23 protein-coding genes and 2 pseudogenes are annotated in these 23,438 nt (G+C 71.1%); 13 read left to right on the top strand and 12 right to left on the bottom strand.

Annotation, left to right across the window (positions count from 1 at the left end):
- Positions 1–265 precede the first annotated feature (265 nt).
- Both AC2XR2_RS20935 and AC2XR2_RS20930 read right to left on the bottom strand, forming a co-directional pair.
- On the bottom strand, positions 266–1,345 hold the full coding sequence (locus AC2XR2_RS20935; protein WP_491515974.1) for a C40 family peptidase: 1,080 nt from the start codon (positions 1,343–1,345) through the stop codon (positions 266–268).
- 1,169 nt (positions 1,346–2,514) lie between these two features.
- Complete coding sequence (locus tag AC2XR2_RS20930) at positions 2,515–3,327, bottom strand: class I SAM-dependent methyltransferase (RefSeq protein WP_491515973.1); 813 nt, start codon at positions 3,325–3,327, stop codon at positions 2,515–2,517.
- 249 nt (positions 3,328–3,576) lie between these two features.
- On the opposite strand from AC2XR2_RS20930, the gene mshA reads away from it, so the two are divergent.
- Positions 3,577–4,917 carry a D-inositol-3-phosphate glycosyltransferase gene (gene mshA / locus AC2XR2_RS20925; RefSeq protein WP_491515972.1) on the top strand — a complete coding sequence of 447 codons (1,341 nt, stop codon included), beginning with the start codon at positions 3,577–3,579 and terminating at the stop codon, positions 4,915–4,917.
- A complete protein-coding gene (locus AC2XR2_RS20920) occupies positions 4,910–5,410 on the top strand; it encodes a type III secretion system chaperone family protein (RefSeq protein WP_330266018.1) in 501 nt (166 codons plus the stop codon). Before mshA ends, AC2XR2_RS20920 begins: the two co-directional genes overlap by 8 nt.
- A gap of 27 nt (positions 5,411–5,437) precedes the next feature.
- On the opposite strand, the gene AC2XR2_RS20915 is transcribed toward AC2XR2_RS20920, so the two are convergent.
- Together AC2XR2_RS20915 and AC2XR2_RS20910 are read right to left on the bottom strand one after the other, a co-directional pair.
- Positions 5,438–5,953 (bottom strand): hypothetical protein, encoded by a 516-nt coding sequence (locus AC2XR2_RS20915; protein ID WP_449349093.1) that lies wholly within the window; start codon positions 5,951–5,953, stop codon positions 5,438–5,440.
- Between the two features lie 9 nt (positions 5,954–5,962).
- Positions 5,963–6,811, bottom strand: a complete 849-nt coding sequence (locus AC2XR2_RS20910; RefSeq protein WP_330266020.1) for a helix-turn-helix transcriptional regulator — start codon at positions 6,809–6,811, stop codon at positions 5,963–5,965.
- A 49-nt stretch (positions 6,812–6,860) separates the two neighbouring features.
- On the opposite strand from AC2XR2_RS20910, the gene AC2XR2_RS20905 reads away from it, so the two are divergent.
- Positions 6,861–7,286, top strand: a complete 426-nt coding sequence (locus AC2XR2_RS20905; RefSeq protein ID WP_381300190.1) for a DUF2000 family protein — start codon at positions 6,861–6,863, stop codon at positions 7,284–7,286.
- Here the strand turns inward: AC2XR2_RS20905 and AC2XR2_RS20900 are convergent.
- A complete protein-coding gene (locus AC2XR2_RS20900; RefSeq protein ID WP_491515971.1) occupies positions 7,261–8,520 on the bottom strand; it encodes an MDR family MFS transporter in 1,260 nt (419 codons plus the stop codon). The two genes, AC2XR2_RS20905 and AC2XR2_RS20900, sit on opposite strands and share 26 nt — an antisense overlap.
- A gap of 153 nt (positions 8,521–8,673) precedes the next feature.
- Here AC2XR2_RS20900 and AC2XR2_RS20895 point away from each other — a divergent pair, with 153 nt between their 5' ends.
- On the top strand, positions 8,674–9,435 hold the full coding sequence (locus AC2XR2_RS20895) for a phosphoglyceromutase (protein WP_491515970.1): 762 nt from the start codon (positions 8,674–8,676) through the stop codon (positions 9,433–9,435).
- A gap of 103 nt (positions 9,436–9,538) precedes the next feature.
- On the opposite strand, the gene AC2XR2_RS20890 is transcribed toward AC2XR2_RS20895, so the two are convergent.
- Together AC2XR2_RS20890 and AC2XR2_RS20885 are read right to left on the bottom strand one after the other, a co-directional pair.
- Complete coding sequence (locus AC2XR2_RS20890) at positions 9,539–9,814, bottom strand: ribosomal protein L7/L12 (RefSeq protein ID WP_491515969.1); 276 nt, start codon at positions 9,812–9,814, stop codon at positions 9,539–9,541.
- 36 nt (positions 9,815–9,850) lie between these two features.
- Positions 9,851–9,991: pseudogene (locus tag AC2XR2_RS20885) on the bottom strand (site-specific integrase); the annotation flags it as partial.
- Positions 9,992–10,035: 44 nt separating this feature from the next.
- Here AC2XR2_RS20885 and AC2XR2_RS20880 point away from each other — a divergent pair.
- Positions 10,036–10,611, top strand: a complete 576-nt coding sequence (locus tag AC2XR2_RS20880) for a GIY-YIG nuclease family protein (RefSeq protein WP_491515968.1) — start codon at positions 10,036–10,038, stop codon at positions 10,609–10,611.
- Between the two features lie 123 nt (positions 10,612–10,734).
- Here the strand turns inward: AC2XR2_RS20880 and AC2XR2_RS20875 are convergent, their stop codons facing one another.
- The 4 genes and pseudogenes from AC2XR2_RS20875 to phoU all read right to left on the bottom strand — a co-directional run bounded on the left by AC2XR2_RS20875 (position 10,735) and on the right by phoU (position 13,394).
- The gene (locus tag AC2XR2_RS20875; protein ID WP_381299735.1) at positions 10,735–11,073 is read right to left on the bottom strand and encodes a hypothetical protein; all 339 of its coding nucleotides are present in this window, start codon (positions 11,071–11,073) and stop codon (positions 10,735–10,737) included.
- 448 nt (positions 11,074–11,521) lie between these two features.
- A complete protein-coding gene (locus tag AC2XR2_RS20870) occupies positions 11,522–12,169 on the bottom strand; it encodes a class I SAM-dependent methyltransferase (RefSeq protein ID WP_491515967.1) in 648 nt (215 codons plus the stop codon).
- Between the two features lie 56 nt (positions 12,170–12,225).
- Positions 12,226–12,324, bottom strand: a pseudogene (locus AC2XR2_RS20865) (DUF4242 domain-containing protein); the annotation flags it as partial.
- A 380-nt stretch (positions 12,325–12,704) separates the two neighbouring features.
- Positions 12,705–13,394, bottom strand: a complete 690-nt coding sequence (phoU, locus tag AC2XR2_RS20860) for a phosphate signaling complex protein PhoU (RefSeq protein ID WP_330266028.1) — start codon at positions 13,392–13,394, stop codon at positions 12,705–12,707.
- 224 nt (positions 13,395–13,618) lie between these two features.
- On the opposite strand from phoU, the gene phoR reads away from it, so the two are divergent.
- Together phoR and phoP are read left to right on the top strand one after the other, a co-directional pair.
- The gene (phoR, locus tag AC2XR2_RS20855; RefSeq protein ID WP_381299733.1) at positions 13,619–14,875 is read left to right on the top strand and encodes a two-component system sensor histidine kinase PhoR; all 1,257 of its coding nucleotides are present in this window, start codon (positions 13,619–13,621) and stop codon (positions 14,873–14,875) included.
- A 5-nt stretch (positions 14,876–14,880) separates the two neighbouring features.
- Positions 14,881–15,552 carry a two-component system response regulator PhoP gene (gene phoP, locus AC2XR2_RS20850; protein ID WP_469075782.1) on the top strand — a complete coding sequence of 224 codons (672 nt, stop codon included), beginning with the start codon at positions 14,881–14,883 and terminating at the stop codon, positions 15,550–15,552.
- Positions 15,553–15,663: 111 nt separating this feature from the next.
- On the opposite strand, the gene AC2XR2_RS20845 is transcribed toward phoP, so the two are convergent.
- Complete coding sequence (locus AC2XR2_RS20845) at positions 15,664–16,326, bottom strand: copper chaperone PCu(A)C domain-containing protein (RefSeq protein ID WP_491515966.1); 663 nt, start codon at positions 16,324–16,326, stop codon at positions 15,664–15,666.
- 590 nt (positions 16,327–16,916) lie between these two features.
- On the opposite strand from AC2XR2_RS20845, the gene AC2XR2_RS20840 reads away from it, so the two are divergent.
- From AC2XR2_RS20840 to AC2XR2_RS20815, 6 genes are all read left to right on the top strand, one after another.
- Positions 16,917–17,399 (top strand): CarD family transcriptional regulator, encoded by a 483-nt coding sequence (locus tag AC2XR2_RS20840; protein WP_003953493.1) that lies wholly within the window; start codon positions 16,917–16,919, stop codon positions 17,397–17,399.
- Between the two features lie 356 nt (positions 17,400–17,755).
- Complete coding sequence (gene ispD, locus AC2XR2_RS20835) at positions 17,756–18,514, top strand: 2-C-methyl-D-erythritol 4-phosphate cytidylyltransferase (RefSeq protein ID WP_330266032.1); 759 nt, start codon at positions 17,756–17,758, stop codon at positions 18,512–18,514.
- Positions 18,504–18,998 (top strand): 2-C-methyl-D-erythritol 2,4-cyclodiphosphate synthase, encoded by a 495-nt coding sequence (ispF, locus tag AC2XR2_RS20830; RefSeq protein ID WP_491515965.1) that lies wholly within the window; start codon positions 18,504–18,506, stop codon positions 18,996–18,998. Before ispD ends, ispF begins: the two co-directional genes overlap by 11 nt.
- A 53-nt stretch (positions 18,999–19,051) precedes the next feature.
- A complete protein-coding gene (cysS, locus tag AC2XR2_RS20825) occupies positions 19,052–20,446 on the top strand; it encodes a cysteine--tRNA ligase (RefSeq protein WP_491515964.1) in 1,395 nt (464 codons plus the stop codon).
- Positions 20,447–20,554: 108 nt separating this feature from the next.
- Positions 20,555–21,496: a 23S rRNA (guanosine(2251)-2'-O)-methyltransferase RlmB gene (gene rlmB, locus AC2XR2_RS20820; protein ID WP_356464186.1), complete on the top strand. Its 942-nt coding sequence runs from the start codon at positions 20,555–20,557 to the stop codon at positions 21,494–21,496.
- Positions 21,497–21,636: 140 nt separating this feature from the next.
- On the top strand, positions 21,637–23,235 hold the full coding sequence (locus tag AC2XR2_RS20815; RefSeq protein WP_381299730.1) for a DoxX family protein: 1,599 nt from the start codon (positions 21,637–21,639) through the stop codon (positions 23,233–23,235).
- Positions 23,236–23,438 lie beyond the last annotated feature (203 nt).

Raw genomic sequence — 23,438 nt, 5'->3', positions numbered from 1 at the left:
GTTCCTTCCCTCCCCCCGAGGGCACGGTGGGGCGAGGGGTCTCGATCCACCGACGGGGACCATAGCGGGTGCCGGGCCGGGAAAGGAATGGTGTGCGACACGTGGCTTGGCCGGTGGCCACTGTCATATGCCGCGTTCCGTACCGCAGTTGGACAGGTGACAGGTGTCGTGGGGATGACGAACGTCACGTCTGCGGCAGGTTTGCGGGGGCGTCAGGGGTGTGCCGGGTCACATGACCCGGGTCTCACGCTGTTGTGGGTGACGCTCACGCGTCCGGGCGCACCACTCCGAGGATCGGCATCGAGCCCGCGCCCGCGAGGGTCACCGTCCGTCCCGGGCGCGGGGCGTGCACGATCGCGCCCTCGCCGAGGTACATGGCCACATGGCTGGCGTCGTCGAAGTAGATGATCAGGTCGCCGGGCCGCATGTCCTTGATGTCGACGTGCTTGAGCTGCTTCCACTGCTCCTGCGAGGTGCGCGGGATGGGCTTGCCGGCGCTCGCCCATGCCTGTGAGGTCAGGCCCGAGCAGTCGTAAGAGTCCGGGCCCTCGGCGCCCCATTCGTACGGTTTGCCGATCTGGGTCGTCGCGAACTGGACGGCGATCTTGCCCGCGTCGCTCGCCTTGCCGTCGATCTCGTCGAGGATGCCGGAGTCCAGCCAGGCGCTCTGGGCCTTGTGGGCTGCCTCCTCCTCCAGTTCGGCGAGGCGTGCCTTCTCCCTCTCCTCCAGCTGGGACTCGAGCTGTTCGGCCGCCGCGATCTGCTGCTGAACCTTCTTCTTGGCCGCCGCCTTCGCCTTGCGGCCCGCCTCCAGCTTGGTCCACTGGGCGGAGGCGTCCTCGGCGTACTGCTTCAAGTCCTGCTGCGTCTGGGTCAGTTCGGCGATGAGGGCCTTGGTGGCGCGCTGGCCCTGGAGGACCCGGCCGGTCGCGTCCAGGAACTCCTGCGGGTTGTCGCTCAGCATCAGCTGGGCCTCGTCGGGCAGGCCGTTGCTGCGGTACTGGGCGGCGGCCGCGGCGCCCGCGCGGGCCTTGAGCTGCTTGAGCCTCTCCTGGCCCTTCACGATCTTCTTGGCCAGCGCGACGATCTGGGCCGACTGCTGTTCGGCCTTCTCCTCGGCGGCGTTGTAGGCGTCGGTGGCGACGGCGGCGTCGTGGTAGAGCGCGTCGAGGCGTTTGCGTACGGCCTCGATGTCCTTGTTGGTGACGGTGGTCTGGGAGGACGTGGGGGAGGGGGTGGGGGTCGGACTCGGGGCGGCGAAGGCGGTGCCGGGTGCCGCGAGTACGGCGACCGCGCCGATCACGGTCACGGCCGTAGCGATCAGACCGCGCTTGCCCGTCCCCATACGTGTGCCCCCAAAGCTGATTTACCGTCAGTAACTTACGGTGCTCGGGGGATCGTGCCACGTCATGGCCGAAAGCGACAGAGGCAGGGCTTCCGGGCGTACCCCTTCGCGCCCCTGTGAACGCCGTCGAGTCCTGCGCCCGTCGGTGTCTCCCCCACTCCCCACCCCGCGAAGACGATCTCCCCGACTTTGTGACGAACGACTCACACAGATCGTTCCCGGGGGGGCGGGTTCGTCTGTGGGGTGGACGGGAGTTCGGGGGAGGCGCGGGGTTCGGTGGGTGTTTGGGGGTGGGGGCGGGTCGGGGCGGCGCGGGCGGGGCTGGGGCTGGGGCTGGGGCTTTGGGATTTCGCAGGGCGCGCGTAGGGCTGGGGAGCTGGGGTTCCGCGGGGCGCGTCCAGGCGGGGCGCCGGGGCTCGTGCGGATCCGCAGCCCCCGGGCGGGATATCCGGCGCCGGCGCTCCTTCGCGCTGCGTCGCCTGACACACCCCGCGTGGCAACGCCGCTGCCCGTCCACGCGGTGGTCCGCACCTCATCCGCCGGGCGAGTCCGTGCACGTGGCACCCGCCATCCGCCGCCTGGTGTCCAGGGATTCGATTCACCCACGCCGCTTCCCGAATCTCTTTCGCCCGACGTCTGTCTCACGCCCACACAACCCTGTGGTCGACGGCATCGGCGAACGCGGGCCCGGGGGCGGCTCCGCAGCCTCGGCCCTCCCGCCGCCGGCATCCGCGAAACGCGGGCCCCGGCGGGCGGCTCCGCAGCCCCGGCATCTTCCGCCCCGTGCCCAGGGGTTCACCCACATCGCGCTCCCGGATCTGTTCCGCCCGGCGTCCGCCTCAGGCCCCCCGGTCCAGCGGCTGACAGCGGGGCCCGGCGGGCGGCTCCGCAGCCCCGGCATCTTCCGCCCCGTGCCCAGGGGTTCACCCACGCCGCGCTCCCGGATCTGTTCCGCCCGGCGTCCGCCTCAGGCCCCCGGCCCAGCGGCCGACGGCCTCGGCGAACGCGGGCCCCGGCGGGCCGTTCCACCACCCCGGCCCTCCGCACGACGCCCTCCCGATGCCCCGCGACTCACCCCGCCCCCCCGCGACTTACCCCCGACCCCGCGACTCACCCCGACCCCGCGACTCACCCCGTCCCCCCTGCCACTCACCCCGCCCCCCCCCCACTCACCCCCGTGGCGCCAACGCCCCCCAAGCCACCGTCAGTTCTCCCTGCCTCCAGCGTGAAGGGCCGTCCGTGAGTGGCCAGTCCGTGGTCAGGTGGTGGGCTGTTCGGATCCATCGTTGGCGGGCGCCGTACGACGCGTAGGGCGCCGCCGCTGCCCACGCGCGGTCGAAGTCGTGGAGGAAGGCGTGCACCGGCTCGCCCGGGACGTTGCGGTGGATCAGCGCCTTCGGCAACCGCTCGGCGAGGTCGGAAGGCCGCTCCAGCGACCCCAGTCGGGTCGCGAAGGTGACCGTCCGCGGGCCCTCGGGGCCGAGCGCGACCCACACGTGCCGGCGCCCGATCTCGTCGCAGGTCCCCTCGACGAGCAGTCCGCCACGGGAGCGGTCCGAGGCCGGCGCGAGCCGCGCGCACAGCCGCTCCCACACGGCGGCCACCTCGGCCTCGTCGTACTGGCGCAGCACGTTCGCCGCCCGGATCAGCAGGGGCCGTTCGCGCACCGGGATCTCGAACCCACCGTGCCGGAAGACAAGTCCGTCCCGCTCGTAGGGCCGTGCCGCCGCCACCCGTGCCGGTTCGATCTCGACGCCGACCACACGCGTGCGTGGAGCCGCCGCACGGAGCCGCGCGAGCAGTTCGACGGCCGTCCAGGGCGCGGCCCCGTACCCGAGGTCGACCGCGACCGGTTCGGCGGCGCGGCGCAGCTCGGCGCCGTGGGTCGCCGCGATCCAGCGGTCCATGCGGCGCAGCCGGTTGGGGTTGGTCGTCCCGCGCGTGACCGTGCCCACAGGGCGGGAGGCGGCACGCGACGTCATGCCTACGAGGGTATGCGGCGGGTACGCGGTCAGATGCCGGCGCCGGTGCCAGTAACCACTGGCACCGCCCCCACCAGATAAGCCACCACCCCCCAACGCACCCCCCTCTCGAACGGTTGAGCGACCCCCGGTAATACCTCGGCAAAAACCGTCCCGCCCGGAATGGGAATGCCTCCCTCCGGTGTTCCCCACCTTGGAGGGCGCCCCGCACCCTCCGACCGGCATGCCCGCAGCGAGGAGGAACGCCACGTGAGCCAGTACATCAGCAGGCTCCAGCGTCGCTCTCCGGCCACGCCCTCGCGGCTGTGGCACCCGCACCGCCGCCCCCGCCGCGTCGCGATGCTCTCCGTGCACACCTCCCCGCTCCACCAGCCCGGCACCGGCGACGCGGGCGGCATGAACGTCTACATCGTGGAGCTCGCCCAGCGCCTCGCCGCGATCAACATCGAGGTCGAGATCTTCACGCGCGCCACCACGGGCGGTCTGTCCCCGACCGTCGAGATGGCCCCCGGCGTCCTGGTCCGCCACATCGACGCGGGCCCCTACGAGGGCCTCAACAAGGAGGACCTCCCCGCCCAGCTGTGCGCCTTCACGCACGGCGTGATGCAGGCCTGGGCCGGCCACCGGCCCGGCCACTACGACCTGGTCCACTCGCACTACTGGCTCTCCGGCCACGTCGGCTGGCTCGCCGCCCAGCGCTGGGGCACCCCGCTCGTGCACGCCATGCACACCATGGCCAAGGTCAAGAACGCCAACCTCGCCGACGGCGACACCCCCGAGCCCGCCGCCCGCGTCATCGGCGAGACCCAGATCGTCTCCGCCGCCGACCGCCTCATCGCGAACACCGCCGAGGAGCGCGAGGAACTCGTCCACCACTACGCGGCCGACCCCGCCAAGGTCGCCGTCGTGCACCCTGGCGTGAACCTCGACCGTTTCCGCCCGGCGGACGGCCGCGCCGCGGCCCGCGCCCGCCTCGGCCTGCCCCAGGACGCCCTGATCCCCCTCTTCGCGGGCCGCATCCAGCCCCTCAAGGCCCCGGACGTCCTGCTGCGCGCGGTGGCGGTCCTCCTCGACCAGCGCCCCGACCTGCGCTCCCGCATCCTCGTCCCGGTCGTCGGCGGCCTGAGCGGCAGCGGCCTCGCCAAGCCGGAGGGCCTCCAGAAGCTGGCCTCCCGGCTCGGCATCGCGGACGTCGTACGGTTCCACCCGCCCGTCGGCCAGGAGCAGCTCGCCGACTGGTTCCGGGCCGCGTCCGTGCTGGTCATGCCGTCCTACAGCGAGTCCTTCGGGCTGGTCGCCATAGAGGCGCAGGCGGCCGGCACCCCGGTGCTCGCGGCGGCGGTCGGCGGGCTGCCGGTGGCCGTGGCCGACGGACGGACCGGCTTCCTCGTACGAGGACACGATCCGGCCGCCTACGCGCGCGTGCTGCGTGATTTCGCCGACGACCCGGCGCTCTCGCCCCGCATGGGGGAGGCGGCGGCCCGGCACGCCCAGTCCTTCGGCTGGGACACCGCTGCCGCGGCGACGGCGGACGTGTACGTGGCCGCCGCGCAGTCGTACCGGCGTCACGTACGCTCGCTCCATGGCTGAGGCAGAGAAGGCGGCGCAGGTCATCGAGGGCGTTCTCAAGGACGCCGAGGTCGAGTGGGAGAGTCCGGAGCCCGGCAACTACGTCGTGCAGCTCCCCGGCACCCGCAAACTGAAGACGACCGTCTCGCTGCTGGTCGGCCGCCACTCCCTGTCCGTGAACGCCTTCGTCATCCGCCACCCCGACGAGAACGAAGCGGGCGTCCACCGCTGGCTCCTGGAGCGCAACCTCAAGCTGTACGGCGTGAGTTACGCCGTCGACCGGCTCGGTGACGTCTACGTCGCCGGCAAGCTCCCGCTCGCCGCGGTCACCGCCGACGAGGTCGACCGCCTCCTGGGCCAGGTCCTGGAGGCGGCCGACGGGAGCTTCAACACGCTGCTGGAGCTGGGGTTCGCCACCGCGATCCGCAGGGAGTACGAGTGGCGGGTGGCCCGGGGCGAGTCGACGCGCAACCTGGACGCGTTCACGCACCTGACGCGGCGCGCGGAGGACTGACCCCGGAGTGTCGCGGTTGCTCCGCGCCTAGTGGGGCGGCATCGAGTCGGTCGGCCGGGGCTCGCTGGTCGGCTCGTGGCTCGGGCCGGGATCCGTAGGCGTGTCCGGCTGGTCCAGCTGGTCCGCGAAGGCCCGCAGCGCGTCGGCGAGTTCCTTCTTGGTGGGCAGCTCGTCGACCTTCCGGTCGAGCTCGGCGATCCGGCGGTTGAGCTCTTCCAGCTCGCTCGGGGTGGAGGGCTGCCCGGAAGGTTCCTCGGTGGGTTCCTCCGTGGGGTCGTCAGGGGACGTGAAGGTGGGGCTCGGGCCCGGGTCCACCCCGCCGACGCTGCCGCCTTCGCCCCCTCCGCTGCCGCCGACGGTCCCGCTCTCGTCCCCCGGGTGGGCCGAGACGCTCGGCTCGGCGCCGGGCCCGTCGTCCGAGCTCGCGGCGATGGCACCGCCCACGCTCACGGCGACCAGCACCGCCGCCCCCGCGACGGCGACGGAGAGACGTCTGAACGGTAAGGACTTCGGCCGGTCATCCATGTTCTGTCTGTCATCCATGCCGCGACGCTAACCGCCGACGATCACCGGACGGACGTCTTCCGTCGATCTCCTCGCGCTCACCCGGTACCGCCCCGGCGTCACCCCCACCAGCCGCTTGAAGTGCCGGGTGAGATGGGCCTGGTCGTGGAACCCGGTGAGCGCGGCGACCTCCGCGGGCCCGCTCCCCGAGAGCAGCAGCCCCCGGGCCCGGTCGACGCGGCGCGAGGTCAGGTACTGGTGCGGCGCGATGCCGTAGGCGCTGCTGAACGCCCGTACCAGATGCGCCGGATGGGCCTGGACGGCCTCCGCGGCCGCCTCCAGGGACAGCCCCTCCACGACCCGCTCGTCGAGGAGTTCGCGCAGCCGGCGGGCCAGGGCGGGGTCGCGGCGCGCGGGCTCGCCGTACACCTGCGGCCGGAGGACGGTCCGGAGCCGGTCGCCGATGAGCGTCAGCCGGCTCTCCGCCTCGAACTCCTCACCGGGCCTGGTCAGCGCCGTGTGCAACTGCCCGACCCGCTGCCGCAGTACGGGGTCCCGCAGATCGGGGCCGTCGACGGCGGGCCCGATGAGCTCGTCGCCGAGGTGGGTGCGGTCCAGGTAGAGGACCCGCTTGCGGAAGCCGCCGGGAGTGGCGGGCGAGCCGTTGTGCGGGACGTGCGGCGGCAGCAGCGAGACCGTGTCGTCGGGCGTGCCGTGTTCATGCCGGTCGAGGTCGTACCGTACGGCGCCGTCGTCCACGATGAGCAGCGTCCACGCCTCGTGCACGTGCATCGGGTAGGCGTACTCGGTGAAGCGGGCGTGGAAGACCTCCGTGACGCCCGGGATCGTCGGGCGCCACGCGGTGACCTCCTGCGGGGTCGTCGTTCTGGGCGCCATGCAAAGAACGTACAAGACGGGGTCGTACGACGGCCGCGAGTCTCGTCGTATGAGTACTGAACCCATCCGCTTCGACACCAAGATCGCCGTCCTGCTGCGCGAGGACCTGGAGACCTGGCAGCGCCTGAACGTCACCGCGTTCCTGGTCAGCGGCCTGGCCGCGCAGGCACCCGAGGTGCTCGGCGAACCGTACGAGGACGCCGACGGGGTGCCCTATCTGCCGATGTTCCGGCAGCCGGTCCTGGTCTTCGAGGGCACCAAGGAGACGCTGACCGCGGCCCACACGCGTGTGCTGTCCCGTTCGCTGCCGCGCGCGCTCTTCACGAGCGACCTGTTCGCGACGGGCAACGACCGGGACAACCGGGCGGCGGTGAGGGCGGTCGCGACGGCGGACCTGGATCTGGTGGGGCTCTCCGTGTACGGGCCGCGCAACGCGGTGGACAAGGTGCTCAAGGGTGCGCGGATGCACCCCTGACGGCGGCCTTCTCCAGTACGGCGGACACGGGCTCCTCGTCGGGCAGCCGGCGCATGAGGGCGGCGTACCCCACCGCGGCGACCGTGCCGACGACCGCGCACAGTCCCCACAGCCAGGCGGCGCCGTAGTGGTCGATGACGAAACCGGACATCAGGGGCGCGACGAGGGCCGCGACGGACCAGGACAGGGTGTACATGCCCTGGTAGCGGCCGCGGCCGTGGGCGGGGGAGAGGCGGACGACGAGCCCGGTCTGGGTGGGCGCGTTGATCATCTCGCCGAGCGTCCACACGCACACGGTGAGGGCGAACAGGCCGACGGACCCGGCGAAGGCGGTGAGCCCGAAGCCGTACCCCGCGAGCAGCGACGAGACGACGAGGAGCCGCTTGGGATCCCGGTCCTGGATGAACCGGGTCACCGGGATCTGGAGCGCGACGATCAGCACGCCGTTGAGGGCGATGGCCAGGCCGTAGTCCGCGGGTGTGAACCCGGCCTCGCCCATCGCGACGGGCAGTCCGATGGAACCCTGCTGGAAGATCACGGCGACCAGGAAGGACAGCCCGACGACACTCATGAACCGCCCGTCGCGCAGGACGGTACCGAGCCGGACGTCGTCGGGCACCTTCTCGGCGAACGGGGCGACCGGCCGTGACTCGGGCAGCTTGAGGAAGACGACGACGGCGCAGACGGCGGTCATCGCGGCCTCGATGAGGAAGCCGGTGAGGTAGCTGAACTCGGCGATGAACCCGGCGGCCATGGAGGAGACGGCGAAGCCGAGGTTGATGGCCCAGTAGTTGAGCGAGAAGGCCCGCACCCGGTCCTCGGGCCGCACGATGTCGGCCATCATCGCCTGCACGGCCGGCCGGGAGGCGTTGGAGGCCATGCCGACCAGGAAGGCGACGGCGGCGATGGCGACGGGGTGGTGCATGAAGCCGAGCAGCGCGACGGAGGCGGCGGTCGACGCCTGGGCCACCAGCAGGGTGGGCCGCCGCCCGAGCCGGTCGGTCATGACGCCGGCGGCTATGGAGGAGACGACTCCGCCGAGCCCGTGCAGGGAGGCGACGAGACCGGCGTAGGAGGCGGAGTAGCCGCGGTCGAGGGTGAGATAGAGCGCCATGAAGGTGGCGACGAAGGCGCCGAGCCGGTTGACGAGGGTGCTGGTCCACAGCCACCAGAACGCGCGCGGGAGCCCGGAGACGGTCTCGTGGGTGGCGCGTCTCAGGGTGGCGAGTGGCATGGACGTTCCCCCACGTGTGTAAGTGCCCCGCATGGCAGGCACACCTTACGAAGGCGGGGCGGCCGCGGGCCACTCAATTAACGGATCCCGTCGACCGTCCGCCTGTCGAGCGGGCCCTCCGGGGGAGCGGGGGCGTGGATTACGCTCATACGCATGGCCGACGCACCGTACAAGCTGATCCTCCTCCGCCACGGCGAGAGCGAATGGAACGCGAAGAATCTGTTCACCGGCTGGGTGGACGTCAACCTCAACGAGAAGGGCGAGAAGGAGGCAGTCCGCGGCGGCGAGCTCCTGAAGGACGCCGACCTCCTGCCCGACGTGGTCCACACGTCCCTCCAGAAGCGCGCGATCCGCACGGCCCAGCTGGCGCTGGAGTCCGCGGACCGCCACTGGATCCCGGTCCATCGCTCGTGGCGCCTGAACGAACGCCACTACGGCGCCCTCCAGGGCAAGGACAAGGCACAGACCCTCGCGGAGTTCGGCGAGGAGCAGTTCATGCTGTGGCGCCGCTCCTACGACACCCCGCCGCCGCCGCTGTCGGACGACTCCGAGTTCTCCCAGGCGTCGGACCCGCGCTACGCCACGATCCCCCCGGAGCTGCGCCCCCGCACGGAGTGCCTGAAGGACGTCGTCGTCCGCATGCTCCCCTACTGGTACGACGGCATCGTCCCGGACCTGCTGGCCGGCCGCACGGTCCTGGTCGCGGCCCACGGCAACTCCCTCCGAGCCCTCGTCAAGCACCTCGACGGCATCTCGGACACCGACATCGCGGGCCTCAACATCCCGACGGGCATCCCCCTCTACTACGAGCTCGACGCGTCCTTCAAGCCGGTCACCCCGGGCGGCAAGTACCTGGACCCGGAGGCGGCCGCGGCGGCGATCGAGGCGGTCAAGAACCAGGGGAAGAAGAAGTAACGCGACACCGGTAAGCCCCCGCCCCGCGAGTTCTTCGCGGGGCGGGGGCTTTTTGGCGGGGCTGGGCCGTCCCTGGGCTGCCGGCCCGTCGACCGGGCCGCGATCAGTGCTTCGGGAGGTCCGGCCCCGGCTGTTCTCTCGTCTCCGCCCGGGCTCCCGCGTCGCGGAGGGCCGAGACGGCGGCGGCCGCGTCTCCCTCGGGCACGCCGGCCAGAAGGACGGCGGGAACCTGCGTCGCCAGGACCTTGCTGCGCCAGAGACTCAGTCCCGTCAGCCGGCGCACGACCTGAACGACGTCCATCACGCGGACGCCGGGGTCGGTGAGCACCACGTCATGGGGCACGTCGTCGCACACCAGCAAGAAGTACTCGTCCGCCATGGTTCTCCCCCTTTCCGGTTCGGAGAGTACGAGCCCTCAGCCGTCACGTCGCGTCGTTTCGGTGGCGTCGAAGACAGCGGCCACGACTTTGCGGGTCCGCTCCTGACTAGAAGGCATGAGATGCGCGTAGACGCGGAGCGTCAGGCCCGGGTCCGAGTGGCCGAGGTACTCGGCGAGGGTAGGCGAGGCACGTTGTCAGCGGCGACCAGTAGCCTGCGACGATGATCAGCCGTCGCGCGCCTGGAGGTGCCGTGGAAGCTTCCGCTCTTGTCAGTCCGGATCAGGTGTGGTCGGCGCAGGAAGTCTTGGCGCGTCCGAGTCCCATACCGGCGGCGGCAGGGGTCTACGGGTGGCACTTCGAACAGTCGCCGCACCCAGACCTGGATGCCGGGCGCCTGCTGTACGTTGGTATAGCCCCGCGGTTCATGGCGAACCGGACCAGCACGCAGAACCTTCGCAAGCGGGTGCGCTACCACTACCGGGGCAACGCGGCCGGCTCGACGCTGCGGCTCACCCTCGGATGCCTGCTCGGACTTGAGCTGCGCCGCGTGGGCAGCGGCAAGCGAATGACCTTCGGCAAGGTCGGCGAAGCAAGTCTGAGTCAGTGGATGGCGGACAACGCTCGGGTGTGCTGGATCGAGCAGAGCGAACCATGGGCCATGGAGTCACAGCTCATCTCCCAGCTCGACCTCCCGCTGAACCTCGACCAGAACAGCCACAACCCGTTCCACAGTCGCCTGAAGGAGATACGAGCCCAAGCACGCCAACGAGCACGAGAGTTGCCCATCAGCTCGTAAGCCGCCGAACGGGCCGTTGCCGCGGGCCGTCCCTGGGCCGTCCGAGGCCGCTCGGCAGTTGTCGTCAATGACGACCACTGCCACCACCAGACGCACAAGGTTACTCGAGCATTTCGGGGTCGGTCAGGGGCGGCAGTTGTTCCACAAGGTGGCGAGGTGGGACGGGATCTGGGGGATGGCTGCGCAGCCCTGGGGGGAGGCGGGGAAGGTGTCGCTGGCCAGGAAGGTCCAGCCGGTGCCGGGGCGGTCGATGAAGTACTTCATCGCTGATCCGTCGTCCTGCAGGGCCACCTGCTCGGCCTCCGTGCTGCCGGGAGTGGGCTGGAAGCGGGTGCCGGCGTAGAAGGTTCCGGCGCAACTGCCGTAGTAGAAGGTGCCCTTGACCGGGGTGATGTGGCTCAGGGGTGGTTGGGACTGGTTGCCGTAGGCCGTGGTGACGTTCGCCTTCACGGTGGGGGACACCGGCAGCGAGCGGCAGGCTTCGGACCTGGCAGGGGCGCCGGCTGTTGTCGGTCGGGGCGCGCTGGCTGAGCCGTTCGATCCCGCTGAACTGGCTGACGTATGCGCCGTGGGCGGTGCGCTGTTGCCCGTGCTGCCGGTGCCGGTGCCGGTGCTCGGTGTGCAGCTTGTCAGTAGGGCCACTGCCGCGGCCGCCATGCTCAGAGCCGCGGCGCGGGACAGGGAACGGTTTCGGCGTGCCATTTCTTACCATCCTCCCTGGTACGTCTGGTGCGTCCAGACAGGGCCGAGATGGCGTAACTCACGTACGTTGTCCCGGTCTTGTGCCTCAAGACGTCGCACCGTGCTCCACGGTTTCACCGGGTCGCATCGGGCTCGTCCGCCTCACGGGGACGTGACCCGCTCGGCCCGCACCCTCTTCCGCCAGGGCCCGGCGACCCCGGAGTGCTGATCAGCCCGCGCCGCCCAGCCTGTCGTAGCCCACGAAGTCGAAGACCCTGGTGTCCCGTTGGAGCGGGGCCGGAGTCGCGGTGAAGCGGTGGACGGTGACCGACTGGATGTGGTCCGGGGGTGTGAGCCACTCGCGGACGAAGCCCCGGGTCTCGAACCACTCGCAGATCCGCGGGACTTGGTCGGGAGCCTTGCGATGGCGGGTCCAGATGACCCGGGCGCCCGGCGCGCACAGCTGTGTGCACGCCTCGACCGTGCGCTCGATGTCCCCGTCCGTGATGTTGCCGAACACCCCGCACAGCAGGACCAGATCGGCCGGGACCAGGTCGGCGTAGTGGTCGAGCAGCGCGGCGTCCCCGGCGACCACCTCCACGCCGGGCAGGCCGACGGCCGCTGCGGTCCCCTTCGCTTCCGTCACGTTCGCCGGGTCCAGTTCCACCAGCCGGGCGCGGACGTCCTCGCGGCGGGGGTGGGTGGGCAGGACGCCCAGCAGGTCGCGGCCCTGACCGGCACACAGGCTGACCACTCGGAGCGGGCCGGGTGGAGCGGCGTCCAGGGCCGCGCGGACACGGTCCTGGACCGCACGCAGGCGCCGGGCCAGCGGTGACTCGGGCGCGTCGTAACGGTCGTGCCACTTCTGCCAGTCCATGCGCGGACCCTACGAGCGGCCCAGCAGCCTCCTCCACCGATATACGCGGACCGGCCTCACCGTCGTACCCGCTCGTGGAGGGGCTGGACCGCCTGCGGCGAGGGTGCCTCCGACAGGCAGGACACGGCACCGGACTCGGGGTCCGCCCAGGCCCGCCCCGGACACGACGAAGGGCCCCGGCAGCACCCGGGGCCCCTCACCGCCGTACACGAACCGCCGCTGCACGGCTCAGCCGCACTGGCACGGAGTGCCCGACTGGCACCCGCACCCGCACCCCGACCCGCAGCCGCACGCGCCGATGACCGTCAGGGTCCTGAGCGGGGCGGGCTGCTCGGTCGGGCGTTCCTGGGTGGGGTCGGACTGGGGGGTGCTGGGGGATTCGGCCATGGTCCCTCCTGGAGGTGCGGGCCTGACCTTCCGACCGCCGGACCCACCGCCGGTCCAGACCCTGTCCTCATTGCATGCCCGCCCCCCTGGGCGCATCAACGGCGCACAGAGGCTCGTACCCGCCCCGAACAGCATCGAAGGCGCCGGTTCAGGCTCCTTCCACGCCCGTCACCGGCTGGATCTCCTGCTGGATCTCGTCCGCGTGCTCGCCCGTCACCAGGTACACCACACGCTTGGCCACCGACACCGCGTGGTCGGCGAAGCGCTCGTAGTAGCGGCCGAGGAGCGTGACGTCCACCGCCGTCTCGATGCCGTGCTTCCACTTGTCGTCCAGCAGGTGCTGGAAGAGCGTGCGGTGCAGGAGGTCCATCTCGTCGTCGTCCTGCTCCAGCTGGAGCGCCAGGTCGACGTCCTTGGTGATGATGACCTCCGCCGCCTTCGCCATCAGGCGCTGCGCGAGCTGGCCCATCTCCAGGATGGTCGCGTGCAGGTCGTGGGGGATCGCCTTCTCGGGGAAGCGCAGCCGGGCCAGCTTCGCCACGTGTTGGGCCAGGTCGCCGGAGCGCTCCAGGTCGGCCGACATGCGCAGCGAGGTGACGACGATACGGAGGTCGGTCGCCACCGGCTGCTGGCGGGCGAGCAGTGCTATCGCCCGGGCCTCCAGGTCGTGCTGGAGGTCGTCCACCTTCTGGTCGGCCTCGATCACGCTCTCGGCCAGCTTCAGGTCGGAGTCGAGGATGGCCGTCGTGGCGCGTCCGATCGCCGAGCCGACCAGGCGGGCCATCTCCACCAGACCGTCGCCGATCGAATCAAGTTCCTCGTGGTACGCGTCCCGCATTGTCGGTTCCCTCTCGTACGTCGTTCCTGTGGGTGCCAGGGGCCAAAACCGGCCGCGAAACCGGTGCTGCGTACCCCACGCTCCCACGTTCGGGCCTGTACGCGTCCGTTTCCGCCCTCCCAAATGAACCAACACTGGCTCCAAGGTGAACTCTGGGCGACGAGTGTTCGAGCTCCCACTCGGACGGCTGTGGCCAGGACGGATCCCATGCCTAACCTGGAGGCATGGACGTGAACGCGGCGGTCGCCGCAGCGGCAGCGATCGCCGGGGTGCTCACCGGTGTCATCGCCATGCTGGCGTTCCGCTGGAGCGAGCGGGAGCAGAAGCGCCCCACCCGCACCTCCCTGCACACCGACCCGGTGCTTCCGCCGGGCGTGGACACCGTCCTCTCCGTGCTCCGCTCCTCGGCCGTCGTCCTCGACGAGGCCGACGCCGTCGTCAAGGCCAGCTCCGCCGCGTACGCCCTCGGGCTGGTCCGCGGCGGCAAGCTCTCGGTCGAGCCGATGCTCCAGATGGCCCGCGACACCCGCAGGGACGGCGAGATACGCCAGGTCGAGCTGGACCTGCCCCGGCGCGGGACCGGACGCGGTGAGGCACTCGCCGTGTCCGCGCGCGTCGCGCCCCTCGGGTCCCGGCTGGTGCTGCTCCTCGTGGAGGACCTCACCGAGGCCCGGCGGATCGAAGCGGTCCGACGGGACTTCGTCGCGAACGTCAGCCATGAGCTCAAGACCCCGGTCGGCGCGCTCTCCCTCCTCTCCGAGGCCGTCATGGACGCCTCCGAGGACCCGGAGGCCGTGGAACGTTTCGCCGGCCGCATGCAGATCGAGGCCACCCGCCTGACCAGCCTCGTCCAGGAACTCATCGACCTCTCCCGGGTGCAGAACGACGACCCGCTGGAGGACGCCGAGCCGGTCCGCGTGGACGAACTGGTCGCCGAGGCCATCGACCGCTGCCGCCACCAGGCCGGCACCAAGCAGATCACCATGGCCGCGGCCGGCGCGGCCGAACTGCGGGTCTGGGGCAACCGCGGCCAGCTCGCCGCCGCCCTCGGCAACCTCGTCGAGAACGCCGTCAACTACTCACCCGCCCGCACCCGCGTCGGCATAGCCGCCCGCAGGGTGTCCGTGCCGGGCGGCGACATGATCGAGGTCGCCGTCACCGACCAGGGCATCGGCATCTCCGACAAGGACAAGGAGCGCATCTTCGAGCGCTTCTACCGCGTCGACCCGGCCCGCTCCCGCCAGACCGGCGGCACCGGCCTCGGTCTCGCGATCGTCAAGCACGTGGCCGCCTCGCACGGCGGGGAGGTCACGGTGTGGAGCTCGGAGGGACAGGGCTCCACGTTCACCCTCAGGCTGCCGGAGGCGGGCGCGGCCCGCGACCGCGCGCTCCAGCACCCCGACCTCGACGACGAGGACGGGCTTTCCACCCCCGAGTCGACTTCTTACGACCCGCTTCCCGCCCCGGAGGTCCTTCCGTGACCCGAGTGCTCGTCGTCGAGGACGAGGAGTCCTTCTCCGACGCCCTGTCGTACATGCTCCGCAAGGAGGGCTTCGAGGTCGCCATCGCGACCACGGGCCCCGACGGACTCGACGAGTTCGACCGCAACGGCGCCGATCTCGTCCTCCTCGACCTGATGCTGCCGGGCCTGCCCGGCACCGAGGTCTGCCGCCAGCTGCGCGGCCGCTCCAACGTCCCCGTCATCATGGTGACCGCCAAGGACAGCGAGATCGACAAGGTGGTCGGCCTGGAAATAGGAGCCGATGACTACGTCACCAAGCCGTTCTCCTCGCGCGAGCTGGTCGCCCGCATCCGCGCCGTCCTGCGCCGCCGCGGCGAGCCCGAGGAGGTCACCCCGGCCGCGCTGGAGGCCGGTCCGGTCCGCATGGACGTGGACCGCCACGTGGTCACGGTCTCCGGCTCCAAGGTCGACCTGCCCCTCAAGGAGTTCGACCTGCTGGAGATGCTCCTGCGCAACGCGGGCCGCGTCCTGACCCGCATGCAGCTCATCGACCGCGTCTGGGGCGCCGACTACGTGGGCGACACCAAGACCCTCGACGTCCACGTCAAGCGCCTCCGCGCCAAGATCGAACCGGACCCTGGGGCACCGCGCTACCTGGTGACGGTCCGCGGCCTCGGCTACAAGTTCGAGCCGTAGGCCGGGCAACCCCCACGCACGCGGAAGGGCGGGACCTCCTCGGAGGCCCCGCCCTTCCTGTCGTACGACGGTCTCGTACGTCCTTGTCCTACGACGATCTCGTACGGCTGCTCAGTGGCTCGTCGCCGCCCCGCTCGCCGTGGCGCTCGCGGAGGCCGCGTCGGTCGGGGTGGCGGAGCCGGTCGGGGTGGCCGAACCGGTCGGGGTCGCGGAGCCGGTCGGCTTCGGGGAGGCCTCCGGCGCCGACGGCATCGCGCTCGGGCCCCACTTGGTGAAGTAGCTGTCGGCCGGGACCACGAAGGCCTTCAGGCTGACCTCGCCGGTGGTGCTGAAGGTGAAGGTGACCTTCTGCGCGTTGCCGTTCTTGACGCCCTCACCGAGGTCGTTCACCGCGGCCGACGCGTTGCCCTGGCCGCCGAGGACGACCGAGCCGTGGGCCGGGACGGTCACCTTGCCCTTGCCCTTGGCGGCCGTGATCTCGGCGCTGCCGCCGTCCGCGATGCTCACGGAGTCCAGCGTCTGGGCGGTGTCGCCGCTGTTGAAGACGGTGGCGGAGATCACCGCCGGACCCTTGGTCTCACCGGAGGCCTCGGTGGTGGGCTGGGTGATGACCACGACGTTCTGGAGCTTGATGTCGCCGACGCTGGTCTCCGCGTTGTCCGGCTTGACCTCCAGCGTCTGGGCGTTGTTGCCGGCCGCGCACGCGGAGAGCGAGGCGATCGAGAACGCGAGGGAGGCGGCGGCGAGGGCGCCGCGTCGAAGGCTGCTGCTCACGGCGGCGGCAACTCCTTGACTTGAGCGGGGGCGGCCCGTAAAGCCGCGCTAAGTGTCTGTCAGCGGCCTTAGGTTACCGAGCCGTTCCCGCCGGGCTGCACCCGACCCTCCCCAAGAGGCGTGTCACTCGGTTCACAAGTGACCCGTGAGTCACTTCTACCCCGCACTCCGGCGCTCGTCCGGCATTCACATAAGCGCCTTCGGCATCCAGTGGCAAAACTTCCGTGAAGGAAAGTGCGACCGCCCCCGGAATTGATCACCGTGTGATCCGCTCGCCGCGTGTGATCAATTCCGGAATCGACGCGGAAGTCACTCCGGCAACCGAACGGAGTAGCGGAAGTCGCACACATGGAACCGGACATTTGTGGACGTTAGCCCGCTCGGAGGGGGCTCCGGATGCGTGTAACGTACGCGTTTCACCTCCCCCGGAGAGCCGCTCCCACCTGCGAATACCTTCTTCCGCTCGGCCTCCGCAGCACGTTCCTGTTGCTGTTGTCAAGCCCCGAGATATGCCCTGACCTGCGAAAACGCCATTCAGAACCCGCAGTTTCCGTGTTACCCTGGATAGCCACGGAAGGGGTACCTGTCACATGACGTTCAAGGTTGGCGACACCGTGGTCTATCCCCATCACGGGGCCGCGCTGATCGAGGCCATCGAAACTCGCCAGATCAAAGGCGTGGACAAGACCTACTTGGTGCTGAAGGTCGCCCAGGGTGACCTGACGGTACGTGTGCCAGCGGACAATGCGGAGTTCGTCGGCGTGCGTGATGTGGTCGGTCAGGACGGGCTGGACCGGGTCTTCGAGGTGCTGCGCGCGCCGTACGCCGAGGAGCCCACAAACTGGTCCCGTCGTTACAAGGCAAACCTGGAGAAGCTCGCCTCCGGCGATGTCATCAAGGTCGCGGAAGTCGTGCGTGACCTGTGGCGTCGTGAGCGCGAGCGTGGACTCTCCGCAGGTGAGAAGCGCATGCTCGCCAAGGCTCGGCAGATCCTGGTGAGCGAGCTCGCCCTCGCGGAGAACACCAACGAGGACAAGGCCGAGGCGCTGCTCGACGAGGTTCTCGCGTCCTGAGCGTCCCTGTGCAGGCCCCTGGCCCGCTCAGCTCAGCACACCACTGAGTACTTCGAAGAAGTACCGCAGTACTTCGAGGAAGTACCGCACTGAAATGCCGCGGTGCCCGATGACGCAATTGCTGTCGCCGGGCGCTGCGGCATGTTCGTCTCCGGATACCGGATCACGGTGTCTCCGGCGACGCCTCCGGGCGCCGTGCGCGTGTTCTTCTCGGAGTGAAGATCCCCCGATACTTGGCGTGCCGGGCCCGGGCAGCAGGCTCGACCGGTGTCACGGAAGGGTCCGGTCAAGGCGTCGCGCCCGGCACGCTGTCTCCGTACCCACGTTGGCCGAGCACACAAACCTGACAGGAACCGATGTCTGACGTTTCGCGCCCTTCGCCCGCGCAGGCACGTGCGGAAGCCCGCACCGCGGTGGTGATTCCGGCCGCCGGAAGGGGCGTACGCCTTGGTCCGGGCGCCCCCAAAGCACTCCGCGCGCTCAACGGCACCCCCATGCTGATCCACGCGATCCGCGCGATGGCCGCCTCGCGCGCCGTCTCCCTGGTCGTCGTCGTGGCCCCGCCCGACGGCGCCGGCGAGGTCAAGTCGCTCCTCGACGCCCACGCGCTGCCCGAGCGCACCGACTTCGTCGTCGTCCCGGGCGGAGAATCCCGCCAGGAATCGGTGCGGCTCGGCCTGGCCGCCCTGCCCCCCGACTTCGACATCGTCCTGGTCCACGACGCGGCCCGCCCCCTCGTCCCGGTCGACACCGTCGACGCGGTCATCGAGGCCGTACGCGACGGCGCGCCCGCCGTCGTCCCGGCGCTGCCCCTCGCGGACACCGTCAAGGAGGTCGAACCGGCCCCCGGCGAGCCGGAGCCGGTGGTGGCGACCCCGGTCCGCGCGCGTCTGCGTGCCGTACAGACCCCGCAGGGCTTCGACCGGGCCACCCTGATCCGCGCCCACGAGACGGTCACCGAGGACGTCACCGACGACGCGAGCATGGTCGAGCAGCTGGGCCTCACGGTCGTGGTCGTGCCCGGTCACGAGGAGGCCTTCAAGGTGACCCGCCCACTGGACCTGGTCCTCGCCGAGGCGGTCCTGGCCCGCAGGAGGCTCAACGATGGCTTCTGAGCAGCACGCGCCCCTGCCCCAGGTGGGCATCGGCACCGACATCCACGCCTTCGAGGAAGGCCGCGAGCTGTGGTGCGCCGGCCTGAAGTGGGAGGGCACCGGCCTCGCCGGGCACTCCGACGCGGACGTCGTCGCGCACGCCGCGTGCAACGCGCTCTTCTCCGCGGCCGGTCTTGGTGACCTCGGGCAGCACTTCGGCACCGGGCGCCCCGAGTGGTCGGGTGCCTCCGGCGTCACGCTGTTGACGGAGGCGGCCCGGATCGTCCGCGAGGCCGGCTTCCGCATCGGCAACATCGCCGTACAGGTCGTAGGACCACGACCCAAGATCGGAAAGCGGCGGGACGAGGCGCAGAAGATCCTGTCCGAGGCGGCCGGGGCGCCGGTGTCGGTGTCGGGCGCGACGACGGACGGACTCGGGTTTCCCGGCCGGGACGAGGGCCTGATGGCGGTGGCGACCGCGCTGGTGGTCAGGACCGCGAGCTGACTGTTATCCACAACCCGTCGAAGGCACCACACAACGCCCACTACCCTGGACCCGTGACCATTCGCCTGTACGACACCAGCGCCCGGCAGATCCGTGACTTCGCCCCGCTCACGCCGGGCTGTGTCTCGATCTACCTCTGTGGCGCCACCGTGCAGGCCGCCCCGCACATCGGCCACATCCGCTCCGGCCTGAACTTCGACATCATGCGCCGCTGGTTCGAGTACCGCGGCTACGACGTCACCTTCATTCGCAACGTCACGGACATCGACGACAAGATCATCGCCAAGGCGGCCGACCAGAACCGCCCCTGGTGGTCCATCGGTTACGACAACGAGCGCGCGTTCAACGACGGCTACTCCGCGCTCGGCTGCCTCCCGCCGACGTACGAACCGCGGGCCACCGGCCATGTCACCGAGATGGTCGAGATGATGCGCGGCCTCATCGAGCGCGGCCACGCGTACGAGGCCGACGGCAGCGTCTACTTCGACGTGCGCTCCTACCCGGGCTACCTGTCGCTGTCCAACCAGGACATCGACGACCTGCGCCAGCCCGACGAGGGCGTCTCCGGCAAGCGCGACCCCCGCGACTTCGCGATGTGGAAGGCGACCAAGCCCGGCGAGCCCGACTGGGAGACCCCGTGGGGGCGCGGCCGTCCCGGCTGGCACCTGGAGTGCTCGGCCATGGCGCACAAGTACCTCGGCTCCGCCTTCGACATCCACGGCGGCGGCCTGGACCTGATCTTCCCCCACCACGAGAACGAGATCGCCCAGGCCAAGGCCTACGGCGACGACTTCGCGCAGTACTGGGTGCACAACGCCTGGGTCACCATGAGCGGCGAGAAGATGTCCAAGTCGCTCGGCAACAGCGTGCTGGTGAGCGAGATGGTCAAGCAGTGGCGGCCCATCGTGCTCCGGTACTACCTCGGCACCCCGCACTACCGCTCGATGATCGAGTACAGCGAGGAAGCCCTGCGCGAGGCCGAGTCCGCGTTCGCCCGGATCGAGGGGTTCGTGCAGCGGGTCGTGGAGAAGGCCGGCGCCGTCGAACCCTCCGCCGAGGTGCCGCCCGCCTTCGCCGAGGCCATGGACGACGACTTCAGCGTGCCGCAGGCCCTCGCCGTCGTGCACACCACTGTCCGGCAGGGCAACAGCGCCCTCGCCGCCGACGACAAGGAAGCCGCGGTGGCCCGCCTCGCCGAGGTGCGCGCCATGCTCGGCGTCCTCGGCCTCGACCCGCTCGACGAGCACTGGGCCGGCGAGAGCGACCGCGGTGACGACCTGCACGGCGTCGTCGACAGCCTCGTACGCCTGGTCCTCGACCAGCGCGAGGCCGCCCGCGCCCGTAAGGACTGGGCCACCGCGGACGCCATCCGCGACCAGCTCGGCCAGTCGGGACTGACCATCGAGGACAGCCCGCAGGGGCCGCGCTGGACGCTCGGTCCCCGGTAGGCCCCGGTCCGCTTTTCCTTGTTTTCCTTGATCGATTGTGCCGTCCGGGCCTCCGGGCGGCACACTTCATAGACGTACGTACGACTTTTCACGACAGACGGGTAGGTCATGGCAGCCAACAACCGCCGCATGTCCGGCAAGAAGGGCGCGCAGGTCGGCAGTGGCGGCCAGCGGCGCAAGGGCCTGGAGGGCAAGGGTCCGACCCCGCCCGCCGAGATGCGCAAGGGCCACAAGAAGAACCGAATCGCCAACGCCAAGGCCAAGCAGGCCGTACGGCGTCCCACGCCCCGCGGCCGCGGCGGCAAGGGCACCTCGGAGATGGTCGTCGGCCGCAACCCCGTCGTCGAGGCGCTGCGCGAGGGCGTGCCCGCGGTGACGCTCTACGTCCAGCAGTTCATCGACAACGACGAGCGGGTCCGCGAGGCGCTCCAGCTCGTCGCCGACCGGGGCGGCATCCACCTCATGGAGGCCCCCCGCCCCGAGCTCGACCGCATGACCAACGGCCTCAACCACCAGGGCCTGGTCCTCCAGGTCCCGCCGTACGAGTACGCCCACCCCGAGGACCTCGCCGCGGCCGCCTACGACGACGGCGAGGACCCGCTGATCGTCGCCCTCGACGGGGTGACCGACCCGCGCAACCTCGGTGCCGTCGTCCGCTCGGTGTCCGCGTTCGGCGGCCACGGCGTCGTCGTACCGGAGCGGCGCGCGGCCGGTATGACCGCCGGTGCCTGGAAGACGTCCGCCGGCACCGCCGCCCGCACCCCGGTCGCCCGCGCGACCAACCTGACCCGCGCCCTGGAGGCCTACAAGAAGGCCGGCATCGCGGTCGTCGGCCTCGCCGCCGACGGCGAGCACGAGGTCGGCGAACTGGCCGCCCTGGACGGCCCCGTCGTCATCGTCGTGGGCAGCGAGGGCAAGGGCCTGTCCCGACTGGTCGGCGAAACCTGCGACTTCCGGGTCCGGATCCCGATGCCGGGCGGCGCCGAGTCGCTCAACGCCGGTGTGGCGGCGGGGATCGTGCTCTACGAGGCGGCTCGTCGACGCGCCTGACGGCAGACGCCGAAGTGGGTGAACGGGCGTTCGGCCCCGTCACCCACACGCGGCATTCCTGGCGTCCGGGGCAACCTTGACGGGGTCCGGACAGATCCGCCCGGTCAAAGCAGTGTCCTAACCTCACGTCACTCGGTTAGATGAGTGTGGACACCAGAACACCCCGCACACCCACGGGGGACGGCCCGTCGGGATTCGACGACGCTCCCGCGCTGAGCATGGTGAAGGTGCCGAGCGATCCGGCGCAGATCATCGTCAATCATGCGAGCTTCCGCGTGCAGTTGGGCGCCTCGACGAGACGCGCCCAATCCCCGCGGATCGCACGGCACTTGATCGCCGCCGAGGACACCGCCCGGATGCCCGCCGTCGGCGCGCCGCGCCGCCGACCCGTCGTGTGGAGCGGCAGGTCCGCCCCCGACGACACCGGCGCCCACCGCCTGTTGCAGGCCGTGCGGGGCGGCAGCGTCGGCCACGCCGAGCCCCCGGCCGCCGACGCCGGAGCCACCCAGGTCATCCCCCGCATCGACGTCGACCACGGCTACCGGGCCGACTACGACGACGAGTTGGCCCAGACCATGGAGACCCCGGTCGTCGGCGCCCAGCGCAGCTACGACGCCGACGGCACCCGACTCCTGCCGGACATGCCGACCGTCGGCAGCGCCGACGACGAACCCGCCTACGCGGACCAGGACTTCGAGGACACCGGCGAGCGGCGCGCCCTGCGCCGGCAGGGCGACGAATCCGCGCGGCACGCCTACTACCCGGGCCGCCGCATGAACCTCGGCGTCGTCCTCCTCCCGCTCCGGATCTTCCTCGGCTTCATCTCCATCTACGCCGGCATGGGCAAGCTCTGCGACCCCGTCTACTTCGACGGCGGCAAACGCGGCTCCATGGTCAAGTGGCTCAACACCCTGCACCCGTGGGAAGTCGCCGAACCACTGCGCCAGTTCGCCCTCCAGCACCCCGTCGGCTCCGGCCTCGTCATCGCCTTCCTCCAGGTCATCGTGGGCGTCCTCACGATCCTGGGCTGCTGGCAGCGAGTCGCCGCGGTCGTCGGCGCCGGCCTCTCCGCCGCGCTCCTCGTCACCGTCAGCTGGAAGAGCGTCCCCGCCTACGACACCCCCGACATCATCTACCTCGCCGCCTGGTCCCCGCTGATCATCGCCGGCGCCCCCGTCTACTCCATCGACGGCCGCCTCGCCGGCAGCGCCTGGCGACGCCTCGGCCCCCGCTCCGACATCTGGGAGCTGCGCCGCTACGTCCTGCGCCGCGGCGCCCTGCTCACCGCGATCGTCACCGGCCTGACCCTGCTCATCGGCTCGGTGCTCGGCGGCGCCGTCCGCGACGCCGACCGCGTCATCGTCCCCGGCCCCGGCGAGGCCCCCCGCAACGAACTGCCCGGCTCCCCGCTGCCGCAGGACCCCGCCAAGGCCCACAAGAAGAGCCCGTCGGCGTCCACCCGGCCCAGCCACGGCGCCACCAGCGACCCGTCCACCGGCACCTCGGCCGCCCCCGGCGCCACCCGCGACACCGGCACCAGCACCGGCGGCTCACCCAGCCAGACCCAGGGCACCACGGGCCGGACCACCCCCCAGCAGTCCTCCCCGGTCCAGCAGGCCCCCAGCACCACCTCAGGCCCCACCGGCGGCACCAGCACCTCCGGCGGCTCGACAGGCGGCTCCGGCAGCGGGGGCTCGTCCTCCGGCGAACCGGGCCTGGTGGGCGGCCTGTTGGGGTAGGCGGGCCGGTGGGAGAGGTACTGGGCGACCCCACCGGCTGAGAGACACGGCCCGCGCAGAGAGAAGGTCCCGCACAGAGGATGTGCGGGACCTTCTTGGCGTCGGCGAGCTGTGGCGCTTTCAGGGGCGCGGGGCTGTATCGATGTGCGGCTCCGCCGCGCGGGCGCGACCAGCCACGACGGACCCGCACGCGGAAGACGACC

The sequence above is a fragment of the Streptomyces sp. LS-MS-L19 genome (genome assembly GCF_058382285.1).
This window is presented reverse-complemented; position numbering and strand designations above follow the sequence as displayed.